This window comes from Ruegeria sp. CDSC051 (assembly GCF_059610665.1).
On sequence record NZ_JBXWOC010000001.1, the window covers coordinates 544225 to 560169 of the forward strand.

The window sequence follows — 15945 nt, forward strand, 5'->3', positions numbered from 1 at the left end:
GTGTTTCGAATGTGGCGAGCAGCGCCAGATTCTTATCCAAAAATGCCATTTTCAATGACGGAATTCCGCCTCTTTTAGTTGCAAGATTTGAGACAGATTGCACAATTAGGCGTGTTTACCGATAGTTTCGGAAAACGGAATATGGTCCTGTTTTGCGGCAATCGCAGGGAAAACACGGATCGAGGGACAGGCATGGCGACCATGGGTACGGAATTTAGGGCCGTTAATGCGCGGATCTGGACTGGTTTTGGTAGAACTTTAGGAATCCTCGCATTGGCGTTGGGGACCTCGGTTGTGGCACCAGATGCGCAAGCGCGGGAAGGCAACTTCATCCGCACAGTCGCATCTTCGCCCCCGCCGTCTGGAGCGCGGCAACTGTGCCGTCAATACTCTTGGGCATGTTCCAGCAAGGCTTCGAATTCAATGTCGAGCCAGCAAGAGATGCAGATCATCAAAAAGGTCAACCGGCAGGTAAACGCAACCACCCGCTCGGTTACAGATCAGGCCCAATATAGAACTCGTGAACGTTGGGCACTGCCGACTTCGCGCGGTGGAGATTGCGAAGACTTTGCTCTGTTGAAGAAAAGGGATCTTATCCGTGCGGGCGTCGATCCGAGCAAACTTTTGATCGCAACTGTACTGGATACGCAGCGAAATTCTCATGCGGTTTTGGTTTATCGCTCGGCCAGTGGCGATCTGGTTCTGGATAACTTGACCAACCGCATCAAACCCTGGTCGGCGACGCGATATCTGTTTCTGCGGATGCAGGACCCTCGGCGGCCCAGTAAATGGGTCGGGGTCTTCGGCAGAAGCTGAGGAAAGCTAATCTCAGCTGGTTAGAATGCAAAAATGGCGAAGCAGCAGCTTCGCCATTTTCTGTAGTACTAAATTAGCTTACTTGGGGTTGCCCGGATTGTTGGTACCGTTCGGGTTCTGAGATTGGCCGCCTGGATTGGTTCCGTCGCTATGGCCAGAACGGTTGCCCTTGGGTCCACCGTCACCACCTTCGCCGCCGTCACCACCTTCGCCGCCGTCGCCACCTTCGCCACCTTCGCCGCCGTCGCCGCCACCTTCGCCGCCGTCACCACCTTCGCCGCCGTCGCCACCTTCGCCGCCGTCACCACCGTCGCCGCCGTCGCCACCTTCGCCGCCGTCACCACCGTCGCCGCCGTCACCACCGTCGCCGCCGTCACCACCGTCGCCGCCGTCACCACCGTCGCCGTCGTCACCATCGTCGCCGTCGTCACCATCGCCGCCGCCGCCGCCGCCGGTACCACCGCCGCCGCCGCCGGTACCACCGCCGCCGCCGCCACCGCCTGAACCACCACCGCCATTTTCATCAGCAGGGCCGTCTCCTGATCGTTGCTCATTTCCGAGAATAGATGCGGTTGGAAAGTCAGTCAGAACTGCTGCAAAAGCTGGGCAACTCTCCAATGTACGGGACAAGATGTCCTCGAAATCTGAGCGTCGCTGCAAATAGCGCAGCATCCGGGCGTCTACAACAGAACATGCACAAAGCGTTTCAGTCGATACCGACTGTTTGGCTGTTCGTATTGTACACATGTCTGAAGCTGAAGCGGATACAGCTGAAATAACTGGGAATGTTGCTGAAACAAATACTATTGAAAGTAAGCGAGACTTAATGCGCATGGCGCTACTCCTTGATACTCATTACTCAAAACTTGGCAGGCAAACAGGTGCCATACTTTGGACACAAATACATCCCTTTTGAGCCAGAATTACAAGTTTCCTAAAATTGTGAATGTTAAAAGTGAAACAACTTAAAGAAGAAAGTGTTGGTAAAACAAAAAGAAGGCCCGCTTTGAGAGCGAGCCTTCCAGGATGGGCCTTAATACGCGTGTGCGCAAATATGTCACGATTGTGTTATTGTTTCCAATCTGTGAACTGCATCACTGCAATGATCAGGCGGATCTTGCCATACGCTTGCGCTCGTGCGGATCCAGAAAGCGTTTGCGCAGACGGATTGCGTTCGGGGTCACTTCGACAAGTTCGTCATCGTCGATATAGGCGATCGCCTCTTCCAACGAGAACTGAATATGGGGTGTCAGGCGCACAGCGTCATCCGATCCGCTGGCCCGGACGTTGGTCAGCTTTTTCCCCTTCAGCGGGTTAACCTCAAGATCGTTGTCGCGCGAATGCTCGCCGATAACCATACCCTGATATACATCGGTCTGAGGGCCAACAAACATGCGGCCACGCTCTTCGAGGTTCCAAAGGGCATAGGCAACTGCCTGTCCGTTCTCCATCGAGATCAGAACGCCTGCGCGGCGGCCCGGAATTTGCCCTTTATGCGGTGCCCAGTCGTGGAACACACGGTTCAAAACGCCAGTACCGCGTGTATCTGTCAGAAATTCACCGTGATAACCGATCAACCCGCGTGACGGCACATGGGCGATGATGCGGGTTTTGCCTGTACCAGCAGGCCGCATCTCGGCCAGTTCACCTTTGCGGACACCTGTTATCTTTTCAATGACCGAGCCGGAATACTCGTCATCCACGTCAATGGTGACTTCTTCGATGGGCTCTAGGCGCTGACCGTCTTCTTCGCGGAAAAGTACCTGTGGGCGAGAGATACTCAGCTCGAACCCTTCGCGGCGCATGTTTTCGATCAGAACACCCATCTGCAATTCGCCGCGTCCCGCAACTTCGAAGGCCTCACCGCCCGGCGTGTCGGTAATGCGAATGGCGACGTTTGATTCTGCTTCTTTCATCAAACGGTCGCGAATGACACGGGACTGAACCTTTTTACCGTCTCGGCCGGCAAGGGGCGAATCGTTGATACCAAAGGTCACTGTGATTGTCGGCGGGTCGATCGGCTGCGCGGGCAGAGCGTCTTCGACCTGTGGGGCAACAAGCGAATCTGCCACGGTCGCTTTGCTCATACCTGCGATGGTGACGATATCGCCCGCCTCGGCCACATCAATGGGTTGCTGCCCCAGACCGCGGAAAGCCAGGATTTTTGAGGCGCGAAAGTTCTCGATAAGTGTTCCGTCCCGGCTGAGCGCCTTGAGGGTGTCACCTGCCTTGAGCGTACCACTTTCGACACGGCCAGTCAGAATGCGGCCGATGAACGGGTCGCTGCCCAGTGTCGTGGCAAGCATCCGGAAGGGTTCGTCCTTGCGTTCGATCTGTTTGGGAGCTGGGACGTGGTCAACGATCAGGTCGAACAGTGCTGACAGATCCTTGCGGGGTCCTTCCAGCTCCATATCTGCCCAGCCCGACCGGCCTGAGGCGTACATTGAAGGGAAATCAAGCTGATCGTCATCCGCACCAAGGTTTGCGAACAGATCAAAGCATTCGTCCAGCGCGCGGTCTGGTTCGGCGTCGGGCTTGTCGACTTTGTTCAGCACCACAATCGGACGCAGACCCAGCGCCAGCGCCTTGGAGGTCACGAATTTGGTCTGCGGCATTGGACCTTCGGCAGCATCGACCAGCAGGACAACGCCGTCGACCATGCTGAGGATGCGTTCAACCTCGCCGCCGAAATCGGCGTGGCCCGGCGTGTCGACAATATTGATCCGCGTGCCTTTCCACTCCACCGAAGTGGCCTTTGCAAGGATGGTGATACCACGCTCACGCTCGAGGTCATTGCTGTCCATGGCGCGTTCTGCGACAGCCTGATTTTCCCGGAACGCACCGGATTGTTTTAGCAGCTCATCGACCAGCGTTGTTTTGCCGTGGTCCACGTGAGCGATGATTGCGATATTGCGCAGGTCCATGAGAGGTCAGCCTTTGAACGGGAAGTTGACGCGCGCATAACGCGGCTCGGCGAAATATGCCAGCCCTAACCGATCGTCAGTGTCCTGCTGTACCGGAAAAGAGGTGTATGATTAGTATTCCACCCAAAATCATGCTGAGTCCAGCAATCCCGGGTAAATCCAGCCTCTGACCAAAGACAATGAAACCGATGATGGCAATAAGCACGATTCCAAGACCGGACCAGATCGCATAGACGATACCAACCGGCATGTATTTGAGCGTGAGGGCCATCAGATAAAAGGCGATTCCATAGCCAACAACCACAAGCACTGACGGCCAGAACCGGCTGAATTGCTGGCTGGCCTGAAGTGCAGTTGTACCAATCGTTTCGGCAACAACTGCCAACAGCAGTAGAAGATATGCTTTGGGCACGGGGGTCTCGCATTCAATAAGGTTGCATTGGGTTGAGCACGAAATGACCGATACGCGCAAGCGATAGCAGGAGTTTACAGGCATCCGTCAGGGGTCAGGATTACCCGACTATGTGGATTTTCGGCAATGTGATACTTTGTCCGCGTTTTATCGTGTTTTTTTTATGAGTATCGCCATGACGAAATTTGCAAAATACGTCATCGCTCTTTCGGCACTTATTGTTGCGCTTGGGTGGCTTGCTGGCGGGGGGTCCGTCGAAACAAAAGCAGCCCGAAATGTTGAGCGATTGATTGGTACATCGGTTTAAGCGACTGCCGAATACAGGAAAAAGGGGTGTTATGCTCCTTTTTCCGCTGTGTTTTCAGCCTTCTGCAGTCTCAGAAAAGTAACCCCGAAGCAACGGATCCAGCCATGCCCACAGGGCTGGTGCACCGGGAATAATCACCGTGCCGACACGGCTGTGGATTTGTTCGTATGTGACGTTGTAATCAATCCAGGAACCGCCTCCGGTCTCGAGGTTGCCAACCGGGGTTTGGAAGCGATCAATCGCTTTGGCGAAACAGGCATCGGGGCTTTCGGCCTGTTCAAACTCATGCCAGATCGACATGAATTCTTGATTTTGGACCTCTGGGAGCATTCCAAACAACCTTTGCGCCGCAGCAAGTTCCTCGGCGGCTTGTGCCGCGTGGTCGACCTGCCCATGAATTGGGTGATCACCGGCGTCAATTTCAACAATGTCGTGCAGCAAAAGCATCCTGAGGGCGTGGTTTACAGAAACGGAAGGGGCTGCATATTCGGACAGGACCCAGGCAAAAAGCATGATGTGCCAGGAATGTTCGGCTGAATTCTCAAACCGGTTATCATAGAGCAGACGCGATGCGCGCTGAACCGATTTGAGTTGGTCAGTTTCGGACAAGAAACCCAAACGCAAAGAAAGCTCGGAGGTTTCGAGTTTGCCTCCATTCAGCAGTGCTTGGGCAAGATTATATGCGTCCGGGAAAGCTTGTTGCAGATAGGCAGCGCGACCTTGTTTCAGGTTGTCATTCACGACAGCTAAATGCTCTGGGTTTGGCCGTTCTGCACACAGCACCTGAAACATCGGTTGCGACCGATCCAGAATCTTGGCGAATTTCGCGTCCGGAGTGGTGTCGGCCTCGAATTCTTGCCAAAGAGCCAGAAACGTCGTGGCCTGATCCGTAGGCAGCATGCCAAACAGCTCTTCAGCAGCTGTTTGTTCCGCCAATTCCAGTGCTTTCCAATCTGTTTTCAGGTGAATCGGGTGATCGCCTACGATGATTTCGACCAGATCATGCAGCAGTAGCATTTTGATCACGCGGTCGATATTCACGTCTGGCCCGGCAACCGGTTCCAAAACCAGGGCCCAAAGCGCCAGTTGCCAACTATGCTCAGCCGCGTTCTCTGGGCGAGACTGATCCAACAAGGCGTTGGCACGATTGACAGATTTCAACCTGTCCGCGCGTTTAAGAAAGTCGATTTGCGCGGACAGTCTTTGCGTCATTGTTTTTCTATAGCTTTCAGTTTTGACCGATGTTCGGTCAATTTTTCGACGACAAACTTGCGGGCCTTACGTTCGGCCATCCGGACACGGATCTCGGTCAGGAATGCTTCTTCCAATGTTTGTGAGGACGCCCCGATCACTTCGCCAACTTCCATGAAGAAGCGGTCGTTACCGGTTTCGTCCATCACTTTCATTGTGTCTTCGGCCAGCTTGGAAGCAAGCCTGATGATCGTGTCGGACATTAGCGCGTGTTCTCTGTCAGCCGCCGTTTCACATAGTCACTTACATCAGTGATCAGCGTATCCATGTGGCGATCCTGAAAGAAGTGGTCAGCACCCTCAACTTCGTTATGGGTGATTGTGATGCCCTTCTGTTCATGCAGCTTGTTAACCAAAGCAGTGGTGTCTGCAGGCGGGGCCACCCGATCAGAGGATCCGTTGATAATCAGACCCGAAGAGGGGCAGGGCGCCAGGAACGAGAAATCATACATGTTGGCTGGCGGAGAAACGCTGATGAAACCGGTTATCTCAGGGCGGCGCATAAGCAGTTGCATCCCGATCCAGGCTCCGAACGAGAACCCTGCGACCCAGCAGTGTTTCGAATTGTTGTTCATCGACTGCAGGTAGTCCAGTGCCGATGCCGCATCACTCAGCTCGCCTACGCCCTGGTCATATTCGCCCTGGCTGCGGCCAACACCGCGAAAGTTGAACCGCAACACAGTGAAACCCATGTTGTAGAACGCATAGTGCAGATTATAGACCACCTTGTTGTTCATGGTCCCGCCAAATTGAGGATGCGGGTGCAACACGATGGCGATCGGTGCGTCTTTTTCCTTTTGCGGGTGGTAGCGGCCTTCCAGGCGGCCTTCGGGTCCGGGAAAAATCACCTCGGGCATGTGTGCATAGGTCCTGTCTTTTTCTTCTGGGTGTCCGGAAATACTTGACGATAATCGTCGGACACCTTAGAACGGTTCTAATTGTGATAGTCGGCGCAAGGGCGCTGTCAGTCGGAGATACGCACTGGCAGCGGCGGCGTCAATGATTTCGCGCGTTAACTGCCATAAGGGAATGAGAATGAAGCTTTCGACCAAGGGTCGTTACGCGATGGTGGCCTTGGCTGATATCGCTCTTCAGTCTTCTGACGGACTGGTAACGCTGAGCGAAATTTCCGAACGGCAGGACATCTCGTTGCCTTATCTTGAACAGCTGTTCGTAAAGCTGCGCCGGGCCGAGCTTGTCTCGTCAGTGCGCGGTCCGGGCGGAGGTTATCGGTTGGCGCGCCCTGCGTCGGAAATCCGTGTAGTCGAAATTCTGTCCGCCGTCGACGAAACTGTAGACGCGTTGAAAAAGGGGGCAGGGGCATCGGGGGCCTCATCGGGCAGTCGTGCGCAATCGCTGACCAACCGATTGTGGGAAGGGCTAAGTGCCCATGTTTATGTGTTTCTGCATCAAACGCGGCTTTCTGATGTGATTAGGAACGACTTGGCACCCTGTCCGGCTGTTCCCAATCTGTTCGCGGTCGTGGACGAGTAAGATGAATTTGCTTTGTCCAAGTCTCTTTGGTTGCCAAAAGGTGCATCCATGAATCGTGTTTACCTTGATCATAACGCCACAACGCCAATTCGCCCCGAAGCGCGCGATGCGATGATCACGGCAATGGATCAGATCGGTAACCCTTCCTCGGTTCACGCTGAAGGACGAGCGGCAAAGGCCATGGTCGAGCGTGCACGGGCGCAGGTGGCCGAAGCTGTCGGGTGCCGACCGCAGGAAGTTATTTTCACCTCAGGTGCGACCGAAGCGGCTCGGGTCCTGCAAAATAGACCGAATAATTGCGATGTGTTCGTCGATACAACGGCGCATGACGCGCTTTGGTCGCATCTTGATCTATCGAACTGCAACGAACGCCCGTTCGGACCTGGTCACATCTTAGCAATGGGGTTGGCGAATTCGGAAACAGGTATCGTTACCTTGCCACCGAAAAAGGTCGAAGGTCAGTGGCCCTATGGCGCACGGCGCGCCGATTGGTTGTTGCTGGATATTACGCAGGCTGTTGGCCGTATACCCTTTTCCTTCGCCTGGAGCGATGCGGATATGGCGGTTCTTTCGGCGCATAAAATCGGCGGTCCTAAGGGTGTTGGCGCTCTGATCCTAAAACAAGGGCTGGACATCAACCCGCTTGCTGTTGGTGGCGGGCAGGAAATGGGCCGGCGCTCCGGGACGGAAAACGTTGTTGGAATCGCGGGTTTTGGTGCCGCTGCCGAGGCCGCAGTGAAAGATCTGGCTAACGGTGTTTGGGAAAATGTTGCTAAATTTAGAAATATTCTAGAGAACGCTCTTGAGGCCGGATCGAAAGCGACTATTTTTGTCGGGAAAGATCAGGAGCGACTCCCCAACACTTTGTGTTTTGCAACTCCCGGATGGAAAGGGGAGACGCAGGTTATGCAGATGGATCTGGCTGGATTTGCGATCAGCGCAGGTTCGGCCTGTTCAAGTGGCAAGGTAAAGACCAGCCGAGTTCTGACGGCAATGGGATATGACGAGGTAACGGCAGCCAGCGCAATTCGCGTATCGCTCGGCCCTTGGACGACAGAAGATGATGTGCTGCGTTTCGCGGATACGTGGCTGGAAAAAGAGAAAAAGCATCGCGCGCGTGCCGCGTGATCTGACGGAGGATAAGTCATGGCCGCTTTGGACCAGACTCAGGTAAAAGAAGGTGTCGATCAGGAAACCGTTGATGCGGTGCGCGAGGCCGGAACCTATAAATACGGCTGGAACACCGATATTGAGATGGAATACGCCCCAAAAGGCGTGAACCCCGATATCGTCCGTCTGATCTCGGACAAGAATGAAGAACCGGAATGGATGACCGAATGGCGTCTGGCCGCGTTCGAACGCTGGACCAAGATGGAAGAGCCGAAATGGGCGATGGTCAGCTATCCCGAAATCGACTTCCAGAACCAGTATTACTATGCCCGTCCGAAATCGATGGAGGTAAAGCCGAAATCGCTGGATGAAGTGGATCCGAAGCTGCTGGCCACTTACGAAAAGCTTGGTATCCCACTGAAAGAACAGATGATTCTGGCTGGCGTCGAAGGTGCCGAGGATATGCCCGCCGAAGGGCGCAAAGTGGCCGTGGATGCGGTGTTCGACTCGGTGTCCGTTGGCACAACCTTTCAGGCGGAATTGAAAAAGGCAGGTGTGATCTTCTGCTCGATCTCTGAAGCGATCAGGGAACACCCCGAGCTGGTCAAGAAATACCTGGGCACCGTGGTTCCGGTATCCGATAATTTCTATGCCACTCTGAACTCGGCCGTGTTCTCGGACGGGTCATTTGTCTACATCCCGCCGGGCGTACGCTGCCCGATGGAGCTGAGCACCTATTTCCGCATCAATGCGGAGAACACCGGTCAGTTTGAACGTACCCTGATCATTGCCGATAAAGGCAGCTATGTCAGCTACTTGGAAGGCTGTACTGCGCCTCAGCGCGACACTGCGCAGCTGCATGCTGCCGTGGTCGAAATCATTATCGAGGAAGATGCCGAGGTAAAATACTCGACCGTTCAAAACTGGTACCCCGGGGATGAGAATGGCAAGGGTGGCATCTATAACTTTGTGACCAAGCGCGCGGATTGCCGCGGCGACCGGTCAAAGGTGATGTGGACGCAGGTGGAGACCGGCTCTGCCGTGACATGGAAATACCCGTCCTGCATCCTGCGCGGTAATGAAAGTCAGGGTGAGTTCTATTCGATCGCGATTGCCAATAATTATCAGCAGGCCGACACTGGCACCAAGATGATCCACCTCGGCAAGAACACCAAGTCTCGGATCGTTTCGAAAGGGATCAGCGCGGGCAAGGCGCAGAACACCTATCGCGGGTTGGTCTCGATGCATCCGAAAGCCAAGGACAGCCGCAATTACACCCAGTGTGACAGCTTGCTGATCGGTGACAAATGCGGGGCGCATACGGTGCCCTATATCGAGGTCAAGAACAACTCATCGCGCGTCGAGCATGAAGCGACGACGTCGAAGGTCGATGATGATCAGCTGTTCTATTGCCGTCAGCGCGGAATGGACGAGGAAGAGGCCGTGGCCCTTGTTGTCAACGGGTTCTGCAAGGACGTGCTACAGGCACTGCCAATGGAATTTGCGATGGAGGCCCAGCAGTTGGTGGCCATCAGTCTCGAAGGATCTGTGGGTTAATCCCGACTTTCCCTGAATTCAGAACATACAGGGGGCATGACCCTCTTGCGATACGCCAAAGGAAATAAACATGCTGGAAATCAAAAACCTGCACGTCAAACTTGAAGAAGAAGACAAGCAAATCCTCAAAGGTGTCGACCTGAAGGTTGAGGCTGGCAAGGTACATGCGATCATGGGGCCAAATGGCTCGGGCAAATCGACGCTCAGCTATGTGCTGTCCGGTCGGGATGGGTATGAAGTGACCGAAGGCTCGGCGACCCTTGGTGGTGAGAACCTGTTCGAGATGGAACCGGAAGAGCGCGCAGCAGCTGGTGTTTTCCTGGCGTTCCAATATCCAGTTGAAATCCCGGGCGTTGGCAACATGACCTTTCTGCGCACCGCTGTGAATTCACAGCGCAAGGCCCGTGGGGAAGAAGAGCTTTCGGCAGCCGATTTCCTGAAAGAGGTGCGCGCCAAGGCCAAATCGTTGAAGATCGATGCGGATATGCTGAAGCGCCCTGTGAATGTTGGCTTTTCTGGCGGTGAGAAAAAGCGCAACGAAATACTGCAAATGGCCATGCTCGAGCCCAAAATGTGCATTCTGGACGAGACAGATTCCGGTTTGGATGTAGACGCGATGAAATTGGTTGCAGAGGGCGTGAACGCGCTGCGCGACGAAGCGCGTGGCTTCCTTGTTATCACGCATTATCAGCGCCTTCTGGACCACATCAAACCTGATGTCGTACATATCATGGCCGATGGGCGGATTGTAAAAACTGGCGGTCCCGAGTTGGCACTTGAGGTCGAAAACAACGGTTATGCCGACATTTTGGCCGAGGTGAACTGATGGCGTTGCCCCAAGCAAAACAGACTGCGACGGAGGAGCGGCTGGCCGTCCTGTCGTTGCCCGATGCCGGATGTACTCGCGCTGCGCGCGAGGATGCGATTGCCCGTGTGCGCCAAATGGGCTTGCCCAGCCGGCGCGACGAGTACTGGAAATACACCCAACCCGATACGCTCGTATCGGCTGATGCAGCGCATGCGGCGCTGTTCGAGTCGGACGAGCCGCAAATGTTCGATGAATTCGACCGCTTGAAGATTGTCTTCGTTGACGGAGTGTTCAATCCCGAAGAGTCCGATGATCTGACGCTCGAAGGTGTTTCGATCGACCGGCTTGAAGATATTTGCTGCAAAGATATCCATTGGGCCAAAGACTTGTATGGCGTTCTTGAAGCGAATGGACAAGTTCCGGTTCAGCGCCCGCTGGCCGCATTGAACACCGCATTTGCATCAGACGGCGTGGCCATCCATGTGACCGGTAAGCCATCGAAACCGATCAGCCTGATCTATCGCCATGCGTCCGAGGATTCGGATGCGATCCTGCATCACGTAGTACGGGTCGAAACTGACGCCGAGGTTACCATTCTCGAAAACGGGCCGGCGGCATCGCGTTTCAACAAATGTATGGAAATTGACATTGCCGATGGTGGCTCGCTGCACCATGTGCGGGCCCAGGGTCGTGACCACGAGCGTCGTGCGGCGACGCATATGTTTACACGGTTGGGTGCCAATTCTGTCTACAAATCCTTCACCCTGACCATGAACGGTGTTCTGACCCGGAACGAACAGGTGATCGAATTGACCGGCGATGATGCGGTGGCGCATGTGGCCGGTGCCTGCGTCGGAGATGGTGATTTTCACCATGACGACACGGTATTCGTCACCCATGACGCGGTTGGTTGCGAAAGCCGCCAGGTGTTCAAGAAGGTGCTGCGGAACGGCGCGACCGGCGTGTTTCAGGGCAAGATCCTTGTGAAAGAGGGCGCTCAGAAAACAGATGGGTATCAGATCAGCCAGTCTTTGCTACTGGATGATGATAGTCAGTTCCTCGCCAAGCCCGAGCTTGAGATCTATGCCGATGACGTTGTCTGTTCGCACGGTTCGACATCAGGTGCGCTTGATGAAACGGCTCTGTTCTACCTGCGGTCTCGGGGTGTGCCCGTCAAAGAGGCAACAAATTTGCTGACCTTGTCGTTCCTGGCCGAGGCTGTGGAAGAGATCGAGGATGAAGGCCTTGCGGAGGCTATGGTTGACCGCCTTGAAGGCTGGCTTTCTCGGCGAAGCTGATGCCGGTAACGTCGGATATAGTGGCCACATACCGTGGACCAGGCCGGGTTGTAAGCCGGCTTTTGGATTTGGGCGAACGTGAGGACCGCGCTTTGGTCTTTGTAATGGCGTTCTGCGTGGTGGCATTCATTGCGCAACTGCCACGTTTGTCCCGACAGGCGCATCTCGAAGACCTCGAGCTTAACATGCTGTTGGGCGGTGCCTTGCTTGGAACGGTCATTATCTTGCCGCTGTTCTTCTACCTTCTGGCCTTCGTGTCCCACGGTGCGGCGCGTCTGTTCGGCGGAAAGGGGACTGCCTATGGCGCAAGGTTAGCTCTGTTCTGGGCGTTGCTATCCTCGACGCCGTTGATTTTGCTGAACGGGCTTGTCGCTGGTTTTATCGGTCCGGGGACAACCATGACCACTGTCGGGTTGGTCTGGTTCGTCGTATTCCTGTGGTTCTGGTTTTCGGGCCTTAGGCAAGCGCAAAGGTATGCGGAATGAATCCCGCCGTGCTGAGTCAGATTGCTGTTCTGACCCTGACCAACCCTGCCGAAGCGGCAAGACGGTTGCTGGATCTGCGTCCCGGGCGTGAAGTTGTCTGGCTGGCATTCTTTCTGGCTGTCGTTCTGAACGGTGCCATCCAAATTGGTATTGAACAGATGGTCCCTGTCCCGCAGGGTGAACCGCTTCCCGTTTCTGATCCTGTTATTCTGAACCTTCTGCGTTCGTCAGGCGCGATGCTGCTCAGCGTGGTGGCTCTTCTTTTTGTTGGTCGTACTATCGGGGGCGTTGCGACATTCAAAGATATCCTGATCCTGACGATCTGGCTGCAATTCCTTCAGATCGCAGCGATGTCGGTGACGCTGATCGTTTCGATGGTTGTTCCATTTATGATGGTCATGTTTTTGCTGGCGACCGCACTTGTCAGCCTTTACGTCTCAATGCATTTCCTGAATGAAGCTCATAAGTTCAACTCGATGCTGAAATCTTTTGGGGTCATTCTGTTATCCGCACTGATTTCAATCTCATTTGTCCTCATGTTCACACCCAACGGCCCGGTCTAGGGAAGAAAAATACGATGTTCGATCTGCAGAAAATTCGCGCTGACTTTCCGATCCTGTCCCGAGAGGTAAACGGCAAGCCGCTGACCTATCTGGACAATGGAGCATCAGCTCAGAAGCCACAGGTTGTCATTGACGCTGTGACGCGGGCTTATACCGAAGAATATGCAAATGTGCATCGCGGGCTGCACTATCTGTCCAATCTGGCGACCGAGAAATACGAATCCGTTCGTGGAACTATTGCCCGATTTCTGGGCGTAACGGATGAAGATGAAATTGTTCTGAACTCGGGCACGACCGAAGGCATCAATCTGGTCGCCTATGGCTGGGCGATGCCGCGTCTTCAGGCCGGGGACGAGATCGTTCTGAGTGTGATGGAGCATCATGCAAACATCGTACCCTGGCATTTCCTGCGCGAGCGTCAGGGAGTAGTGCTGAAATGGGTGGATGTGGATGCGGATGGCGGGCTTGATCCGCAAGCTGTCATTGATGCCATCGGTCCAAAAACCAAGCTGGTCGCGGTGACCCATTGTTCGAACGTGTTGGGCACGGTTGTGGATGTCAAAGCCATCACCGAAGGCGCCCATGCCAAAGGCGTCCCGGTGCTGGTGGATGGCAGTCAAGGCGCCGTGCATATGCCGGTCGATGTCCAGGATATCGGCTGCGATTTCTACGCCATCACCGGGCATAAGCTTTATGGCCCATCGGGATCGGGAGCGATTTACATCAAATCTGGCCGGATGGCCGAAATGCGCCCGTTTATCGGTGGCGGTGACATGATCAAAGAGGTCAGCAAGGATCAGGTGATCTACAATGATCCACCGATGAAATTCGAGGCGGGAACTCCTGGCATCGTGCAAACCATCGGACTGGGCGTCGCTCTGGACTATCTGATGGATTTGGGGATGGACAACGTTGCTGCTCATGAGGCCGGGATCCGAGACTATGCGATGCAGAGGTTTGCGGGGCTGAACTGGATTCAGCTTCAGGGGACACGGCCGGACAAAGCGGCGATCTTTAGCTTCACTTTGGACGGTGCAGGCCACGCGCATGACATTTCGACGATTTTGGATAAGAAGGGCGTCGCCGTTCGGGCCGGGCACCATTGTGCTGGACCATTGATGGATTTCCTCGGAGTCACCGCGACATGCCGCGCAAGTTTTGGTCTCTATAACTCGAAAGATGAGGTCGATACCCTGATCGAAGCGCTTGAACTTGCGCATGATCTGTTCGCGTGAAACCTGTTTGATCCGGGTCGATTTTCAGTTGCACCCGGACCGGAACAAGGTTAGCTAACGGCGCAGGCACCTGTAGCTCAGCTGGATAGAGCGCTGCCCTCCGAAGGCAGAGGCCAGAGGTTCGAATCCTCTCAGGTGCGCCATTCAACAAATATTATGAATACAAATCAAATGCTTATCCAGCTGGTTTCCACTTGGTTTTCAAGCGGTTTCCCAAATTCATTCTTTGTTCGTTCTCTTTTTCGGATTGTTTTTTGCGAGGCACTATCGCTTCCTTATGTCTAGGACTTTTCTTTCGCCAGAAACCAGCGCCCTTTTGTTCACATCCCTGGTGTAATCCTCGATCTCTTTCAGGCTGTCGTGGCCGGTCCAAGCCCCGATCTGGTGTGGTGTCCATCCTGCGTAGACAAGAGATATTGCGCGGGCCTTTCGCAGGCCGTGGGCAGTCCTGTCGTCGGGCAGCCCCGCGGATGATGCGGCCGCGCTGATGAACTGAGACAATGCCTTCTGACTTCGCGGCTTTCCATTGCGCGTGGTGATCCAAATCATGTCGCCGCTGATGCTATCGAGGAACATCTTCTGGTCGGTTTCAAGTAGGGGCGGTGGCGGGGTAGTGATCGGCACAACGGCAGTCCCGCCGGTCTTTTGCTGGACGAATTCCAGTATTCCGTCTTCAACTTTCTGCCATCCTAGGGTTCGTGCATCAACGCATCTCGCTCCGGTCCAAAACACGACTTCCATTGCCTGTCGCTCCGGTGTGCCGATTGCCCAATGCTTTCGGAACTTACTGATGTCGGCGGCTGTCCAGGGTTGATGTGGCTTCGGGTCGTATTTCGAGATTACAGCATCCCGCGCCGGGTTGGTGTCGATCGCACCTTGTTCTTTTGTGTACTCCAGAAGGGCGCGCCAGATCGTCCGACGGGGGCGGGCCGCTCCGGCTGATACCTTCGCGAGATCCTTGTTGATGTGATAGGTGCGCAGATCCGTGATTTTGCTGACGCCGTAGGCTTCGCTCAATTGATCGAGAATACGCCGCCAAACTAATTGCGTGCTGGGTGCGCGGCCCTCGAAAGATTTGGAGCCCTTGAAGGCTTCAATAGCTGCGGCAATCGTCCCCGCTTTTGCGCGCATTTTTTTTTCGGGTTCAGCACTTCCGGCGGCAAGATACGCCTCAAGAAAACGCGGGTCATTTTCGGGAAGATTCGGCAGGGGAACCAAAGACCCACCGACACGGCGATAGACATAAACGCTGCCATTTGGCTTGGTTATCCGTTTGATGCCCTTCAACCGAATACCCTGTCGCATGTGTTTTCTTGCCCCTGTTTGCCCTCATAAGGGAGATTGTCGGCATAGGCGTCAAGGTCGGCGATATCGTATAACTTGTTTCCACCGTCTTTTTTGCAGGGCAATTCGAGGCCGCGGAACTTGGATGTCGAGACACCCAAATAGTACGCGGCAGCCTTTGCCTGCATCAGTCGTGGTGGAAACTGGAAGCTCATATTCCCTCCTTTGGCTCGTCCTTCTGCTCAAGGGATAAGCGGGTCATGGGGTAGGGTCATTTTCTGACCAGCCGGCCCTCACCGCCGGTATCGGATTGCCGCTTGGGCGATCACAGCGCCGCTGATCGAATGTATCTCAGTAGTCACTCGCGAATGCTCCTGTATGCTTTTGGCCGTTCCCACGGTT

19 protein-coding genes and 1 tRNA gene are annotated in these 15945 nt (G+C 54.7%); 12 read left to right on the forward strand and 8 right to left on the reverse strand.

Annotated elements, in window-relative coordinates:
• Window positions 1-201: 201 nt before the first annotated feature.
• Window positions 202-816: a transglutaminase-like cysteine peptidase gene (locus AC2FH0_RS02675; RefSeq protein ID WP_496785792.1), complete on the forward strand. Its 615-nt coding sequence runs from the start codon at window positions 202-204 to the stop codon at window positions 814-816.
• 78 nt (window positions 817-894) lie between these two features.
• Here the strand turns inward: AC2FH0_RS02675 and AC2FH0_RS02680 are convergent, their stop codons facing one another.
• Window positions 895-1563 carry a hypothetical protein gene (locus AC2FH0_RS02680; protein WP_496788489.1) on the reverse strand — a complete coding sequence of 223 codons (669 nt, stop codon included), beginning with the start codon at window positions 1561-1563 and terminating at the stop codon, window positions 895-897.
• Here AC2FH0_RS02680 and AC2FH0_RS02685 point away from each other — a divergent pair.
• Window positions 1562-1732, forward strand: coding sequence for a hypothetical protein (locus AC2FH0_RS02685; protein WP_185956608.1), 171 nt, complete (start codon window positions 1562-1564; stop codon window positions 1730-1732). The two genes, AC2FH0_RS02680 and AC2FH0_RS02685, sit on opposite strands and share 2 nt — an antisense overlap.
• 190 nt (window positions 1733-1922) lie before the next feature.
• Here AC2FH0_RS02685 and typA read toward each other — a convergent pair whose 3' ends face one another.
• Together typA and AC2FH0_RS02695 are read right to left on the reverse strand one after the other, a co-directional pair.
• Complete coding sequence (gene typA, locus AC2FH0_RS02690) at window positions 1923-3740, reverse strand: translational GTPase TypA (RefSeq protein ID WP_271947178.1); 1818 nt, start codon at window positions 3738-3740, stop codon at window positions 1923-1925.
• Window positions 3741-3816: 76 nt separating this feature from the next.
• Entirely contained in the window at window positions 3817-4152 is a 336-nt protein-coding gene (locus AC2FH0_RS02695; RefSeq protein WP_142633723.1) for a DMT family transporter, read from the reverse strand.
• Between the two features lie 175 nt (window positions 4153-4327).
• On the opposite strand from AC2FH0_RS02695, the gene AC2FH0_RS02700 reads away from it, so the two are divergent.
• The gene (locus AC2FH0_RS02700; protein WP_271947174.1) at window positions 4328-4459 is read left to right on the forward strand and encodes a hypothetical protein; all 132 of its coding nucleotides are present in this window, start codon (window positions 4328-4330) and stop codon (window positions 4457-4459) included.
• Between the two features lie 54 nt (window positions 4460-4513).
• Here the strand turns inward: AC2FH0_RS02700 and AC2FH0_RS02705 are convergent, their stop codons facing one another.
• Genes AC2FH0_RS02705 through AC2FH0_RS02715 form a run of 3 tightly spaced genes read right to left on the reverse strand, consistent with a single transcriptional unit; the run spans window position 4514 to window position 6566 of the window.
• A complete protein-coding gene (locus AC2FH0_RS02705; RefSeq protein ID WP_496788492.1) occupies window positions 4514-5671 on the reverse strand; it encodes an HD domain-containing protein in 1158 nt (385 codons plus the stop codon).
• Window positions 5668-5913, reverse strand: a complete 246-nt coding sequence (locus tag AC2FH0_RS02710; RefSeq protein ID WP_142633727.1) for a hypothetical protein — start codon at window positions 5911-5913, stop codon at window positions 5668-5670. The genes AC2FH0_RS02705 and AC2FH0_RS02710 overlap by 4 nt, the downstream gene beginning before the upstream one ends.
• Window positions 5913-6566, reverse strand: a complete 654-nt coding sequence (locus AC2FH0_RS02715) for an alpha/beta hydrolase (protein ID WP_142633729.1) — start codon at window positions 6564-6566, stop codon at window positions 5913-5915. Before AC2FH0_RS02715 ends, AC2FH0_RS02710 begins: the two co-directional genes overlap by 1 nt.
• Before the next feature lie 178 nt (window positions 6567-6744).
• On the opposite strand from AC2FH0_RS02715, the gene iscR reads away from it, so the two are divergent.
• The 9 genes from iscR (at window position 6745) to AC2FH0_RS02760 (ending at window position 14402) form a co-directional block, all read left to right on the forward strand.
• The gene (gene iscR / locus AC2FH0_RS02720; protein ID WP_142633731.1) at window positions 6745-7203 is read left to right on the forward strand and encodes a Fe-S cluster assembly transcriptional regulator IscR; all 459 of its coding nucleotides are present in this window, start codon (window positions 6745-6747) and stop codon (window positions 7201-7203) included.
• A gap of 48 nt (window positions 7204-7251) precedes the next feature.
• A complete protein-coding gene (locus AC2FH0_RS02725; RefSeq protein WP_496691220.1) occupies window positions 7252-8331 on the forward strand; it encodes a cysteine desulfurase family protein in 1080 nt (359 codons plus the stop codon).
• A gap of 18 nt (window positions 8332-8349) precedes the next feature.
• Window positions 8350-9870 (forward strand): Fe-S cluster assembly protein SufB, encoded by a 1521-nt coding sequence (gene sufB, locus AC2FH0_RS02730; RefSeq protein ID WP_142633735.1) that lies wholly within the window; start codon window positions 8350-8352, stop codon window positions 9868-9870.
• A 70-nt stretch (window positions 9871-9940) separates the two neighbouring features.
• Window positions 9941-10696, forward strand: a complete 756-nt coding sequence (sufC, locus tag AC2FH0_RS02735) for a Fe-S cluster assembly ATPase SufC (RefSeq protein ID WP_142633737.1) — start codon at window positions 9941-9943, stop codon at window positions 10694-10696.
• Window positions 10696-11976: a Fe-S cluster assembly protein SufD gene (sufD, locus tag AC2FH0_RS02740; protein ID WP_271947165.1), complete on the forward strand. Its 1281-nt coding sequence runs from the start codon at window positions 10696-10698 to the stop codon at window positions 11974-11976. Before sufC ends, sufD begins: the two co-directional genes overlap by 1 nt.
• A complete protein-coding gene (locus tag AC2FH0_RS02745) occupies window positions 11976-12461 on the forward strand; it encodes a YIP1 family protein (protein ID WP_282027397.1) in 486 nt (161 codons plus the stop codon). The genes sufD and AC2FH0_RS02745 overlap by 1 nt, the downstream gene beginning before the upstream one ends.
• Window positions 12458-13024, forward strand: a complete 567-nt coding sequence (locus AC2FH0_RS02750) for a YIP1 family protein (RefSeq protein WP_496695491.1) — start codon at window positions 12458-12460, stop codon at window positions 13022-13024. The genes AC2FH0_RS02745 and AC2FH0_RS02750 overlap by 4 nt, the downstream gene beginning before the upstream one ends.
• Window positions 13025-13038: 14 nt before the next feature.
• Entirely contained in the window at window positions 13039-14259 is a 1221-nt protein-coding gene (locus tag AC2FH0_RS02755; RefSeq protein WP_496701050.1) for a cysteine desulfurase, read from the forward strand.
• Between the two features lie 66 nt (window positions 14260-14325).
• Window positions 14326-14402 (forward strand) — tRNA-Arg (locus AC2FH0_RS02760).
• 121 nt (window positions 14403-14523) lie between these two features.
• Here the strand turns inward: AC2FH0_RS02760 and AC2FH0_RS02765 are convergent.
• Together AC2FH0_RS02765 and AC2FH0_RS02770 are read right to left on the reverse strand one after the other, a co-directional pair.
• Entirely contained in the window at window positions 14524-15546 is a 1023-nt protein-coding gene (locus AC2FH0_RS02765; protein ID WP_496788494.1) for a site-specific integrase, read from the reverse strand.
• Entirely contained in the window at window positions 15543-15758 is a 216-nt protein-coding gene (locus AC2FH0_RS02770) for a hypothetical protein (protein WP_496700388.1), read from the reverse strand. The genes AC2FH0_RS02765 and AC2FH0_RS02770 overlap by 4 nt, the downstream gene beginning before the upstream one ends.
• Window positions 15759-15945 lie beyond the last annotated feature (187 nt).

Bases quoted from the DNA above. Each gene is read 5' to 3' on its own strand.
- sufB (WP_142633735.1), top strand. From the start codon at position 8,350: ATGGCCGCTTTGGACCAGACTCAGGTAAAAGAAGGTGTCGATCAGGAA.
- AC2FH0_RS02725 (WP_496691220.1), top strand. From the start codon at position 7,252: ATGAATCGTGTTTACCTTGATCATAACGCCACAACGCCAATTCGCCCC.
- AC2FH0_RS02745 (WP_282027397.1), top strand. From the start codon at position 11,976: ATGCCGGTAACGTCGGATATAGTGGCCACATACCGTGGACCAGGCCGG.
- AC2FH0_RS02700 (WP_271947174.1), top strand. From the start codon at position 4,328: ATGACGAAATTTGCAAAATACGTCATCGCTCTTTCGGCACTTATTGTT.
- sufC (WP_142633737.1), top strand. From the start codon at position 9,941: ATGCTGGAAATCAAAAACCTGCACGTCAAACTTGAAGAAGAAGACAAG.
- AC2FH0_RS02685 (WP_185956608.1), top strand. From the start codon at position 1,562: ATGTCTGAAGCTGAAGCGGATACAGCTGAAATAACTGGGAATGTTGCT.
- AC2FH0_RS02705 (WP_496788492.1), bottom strand. From the start codon at position 5,671: ATGACGCAAAGACTGTCCGCGCAAATCGACTTTCTTAAACGCGCGGAC.
- typA (WP_271947178.1), bottom strand. From the start codon at position 3,740: ATGGACCTGCGCAATATCGCAATCATCGCTCACGTGGACCACGGCAAA.
- AC2FH0_RS02770 (WP_496700388.1), bottom strand. From the start codon at position 15,758: ATGAGCTTCCAGTTTCCACCACGACTGATGCAGGCAAAGGCTGCCGCG.
- AC2FH0_RS02750 (WP_496695491.1), top strand. From the start codon at position 12,458: ATGAATCCCGCCGTGCTGAGTCAGATTGCTGTTCTGACCCTGACCAAC.
- AC2FH0_RS02715 (WP_142633729.1), bottom strand. From the start codon at position 6,566: ATGCCCGAGGTGATTTTTCCCGGACCCGAAGGCCGCCTGGAAGGCCGC.
- AC2FH0_RS02755 (WP_496701050.1), top strand. From the start codon at position 13,039: ATGTTCGATCTGCAGAAAATTCGCGCTGACTTTCCGATCCTGTCCCGA.
- iscR (WP_142633731.1), top strand. From the start codon at position 6,745: ATGAAGCTTTCGACCAAGGGTCGTTACGCGATGGTGGCCTTGGCTGAT.
- AC2FH0_RS02680 (WP_496788489.1), bottom strand. From the start codon at position 1,563: ATGTGTACAATACGAACAGCCAAACAGTCGGTATCGACTGAAACGCTT.
- AC2FH0_RS02675 (WP_496785792.1), top strand. From the start codon at position 202: ATGGGTACGGAATTTAGGGCCGTTAATGCGCGGATCTGGACTGGTTTT.
- sufD (WP_271947165.1), top strand. From the start codon at position 10,696: ATGGCGTTGCCCCAAGCAAAACAGACTGCGACGGAGGAGCGGCTGGCC.
- AC2FH0_RS02710 (WP_142633727.1), bottom strand. From the start codon at position 5,913: ATGTCCGACACGATCATCAGGCTTGCTTCCAAGCTGGCCGAAGACACA.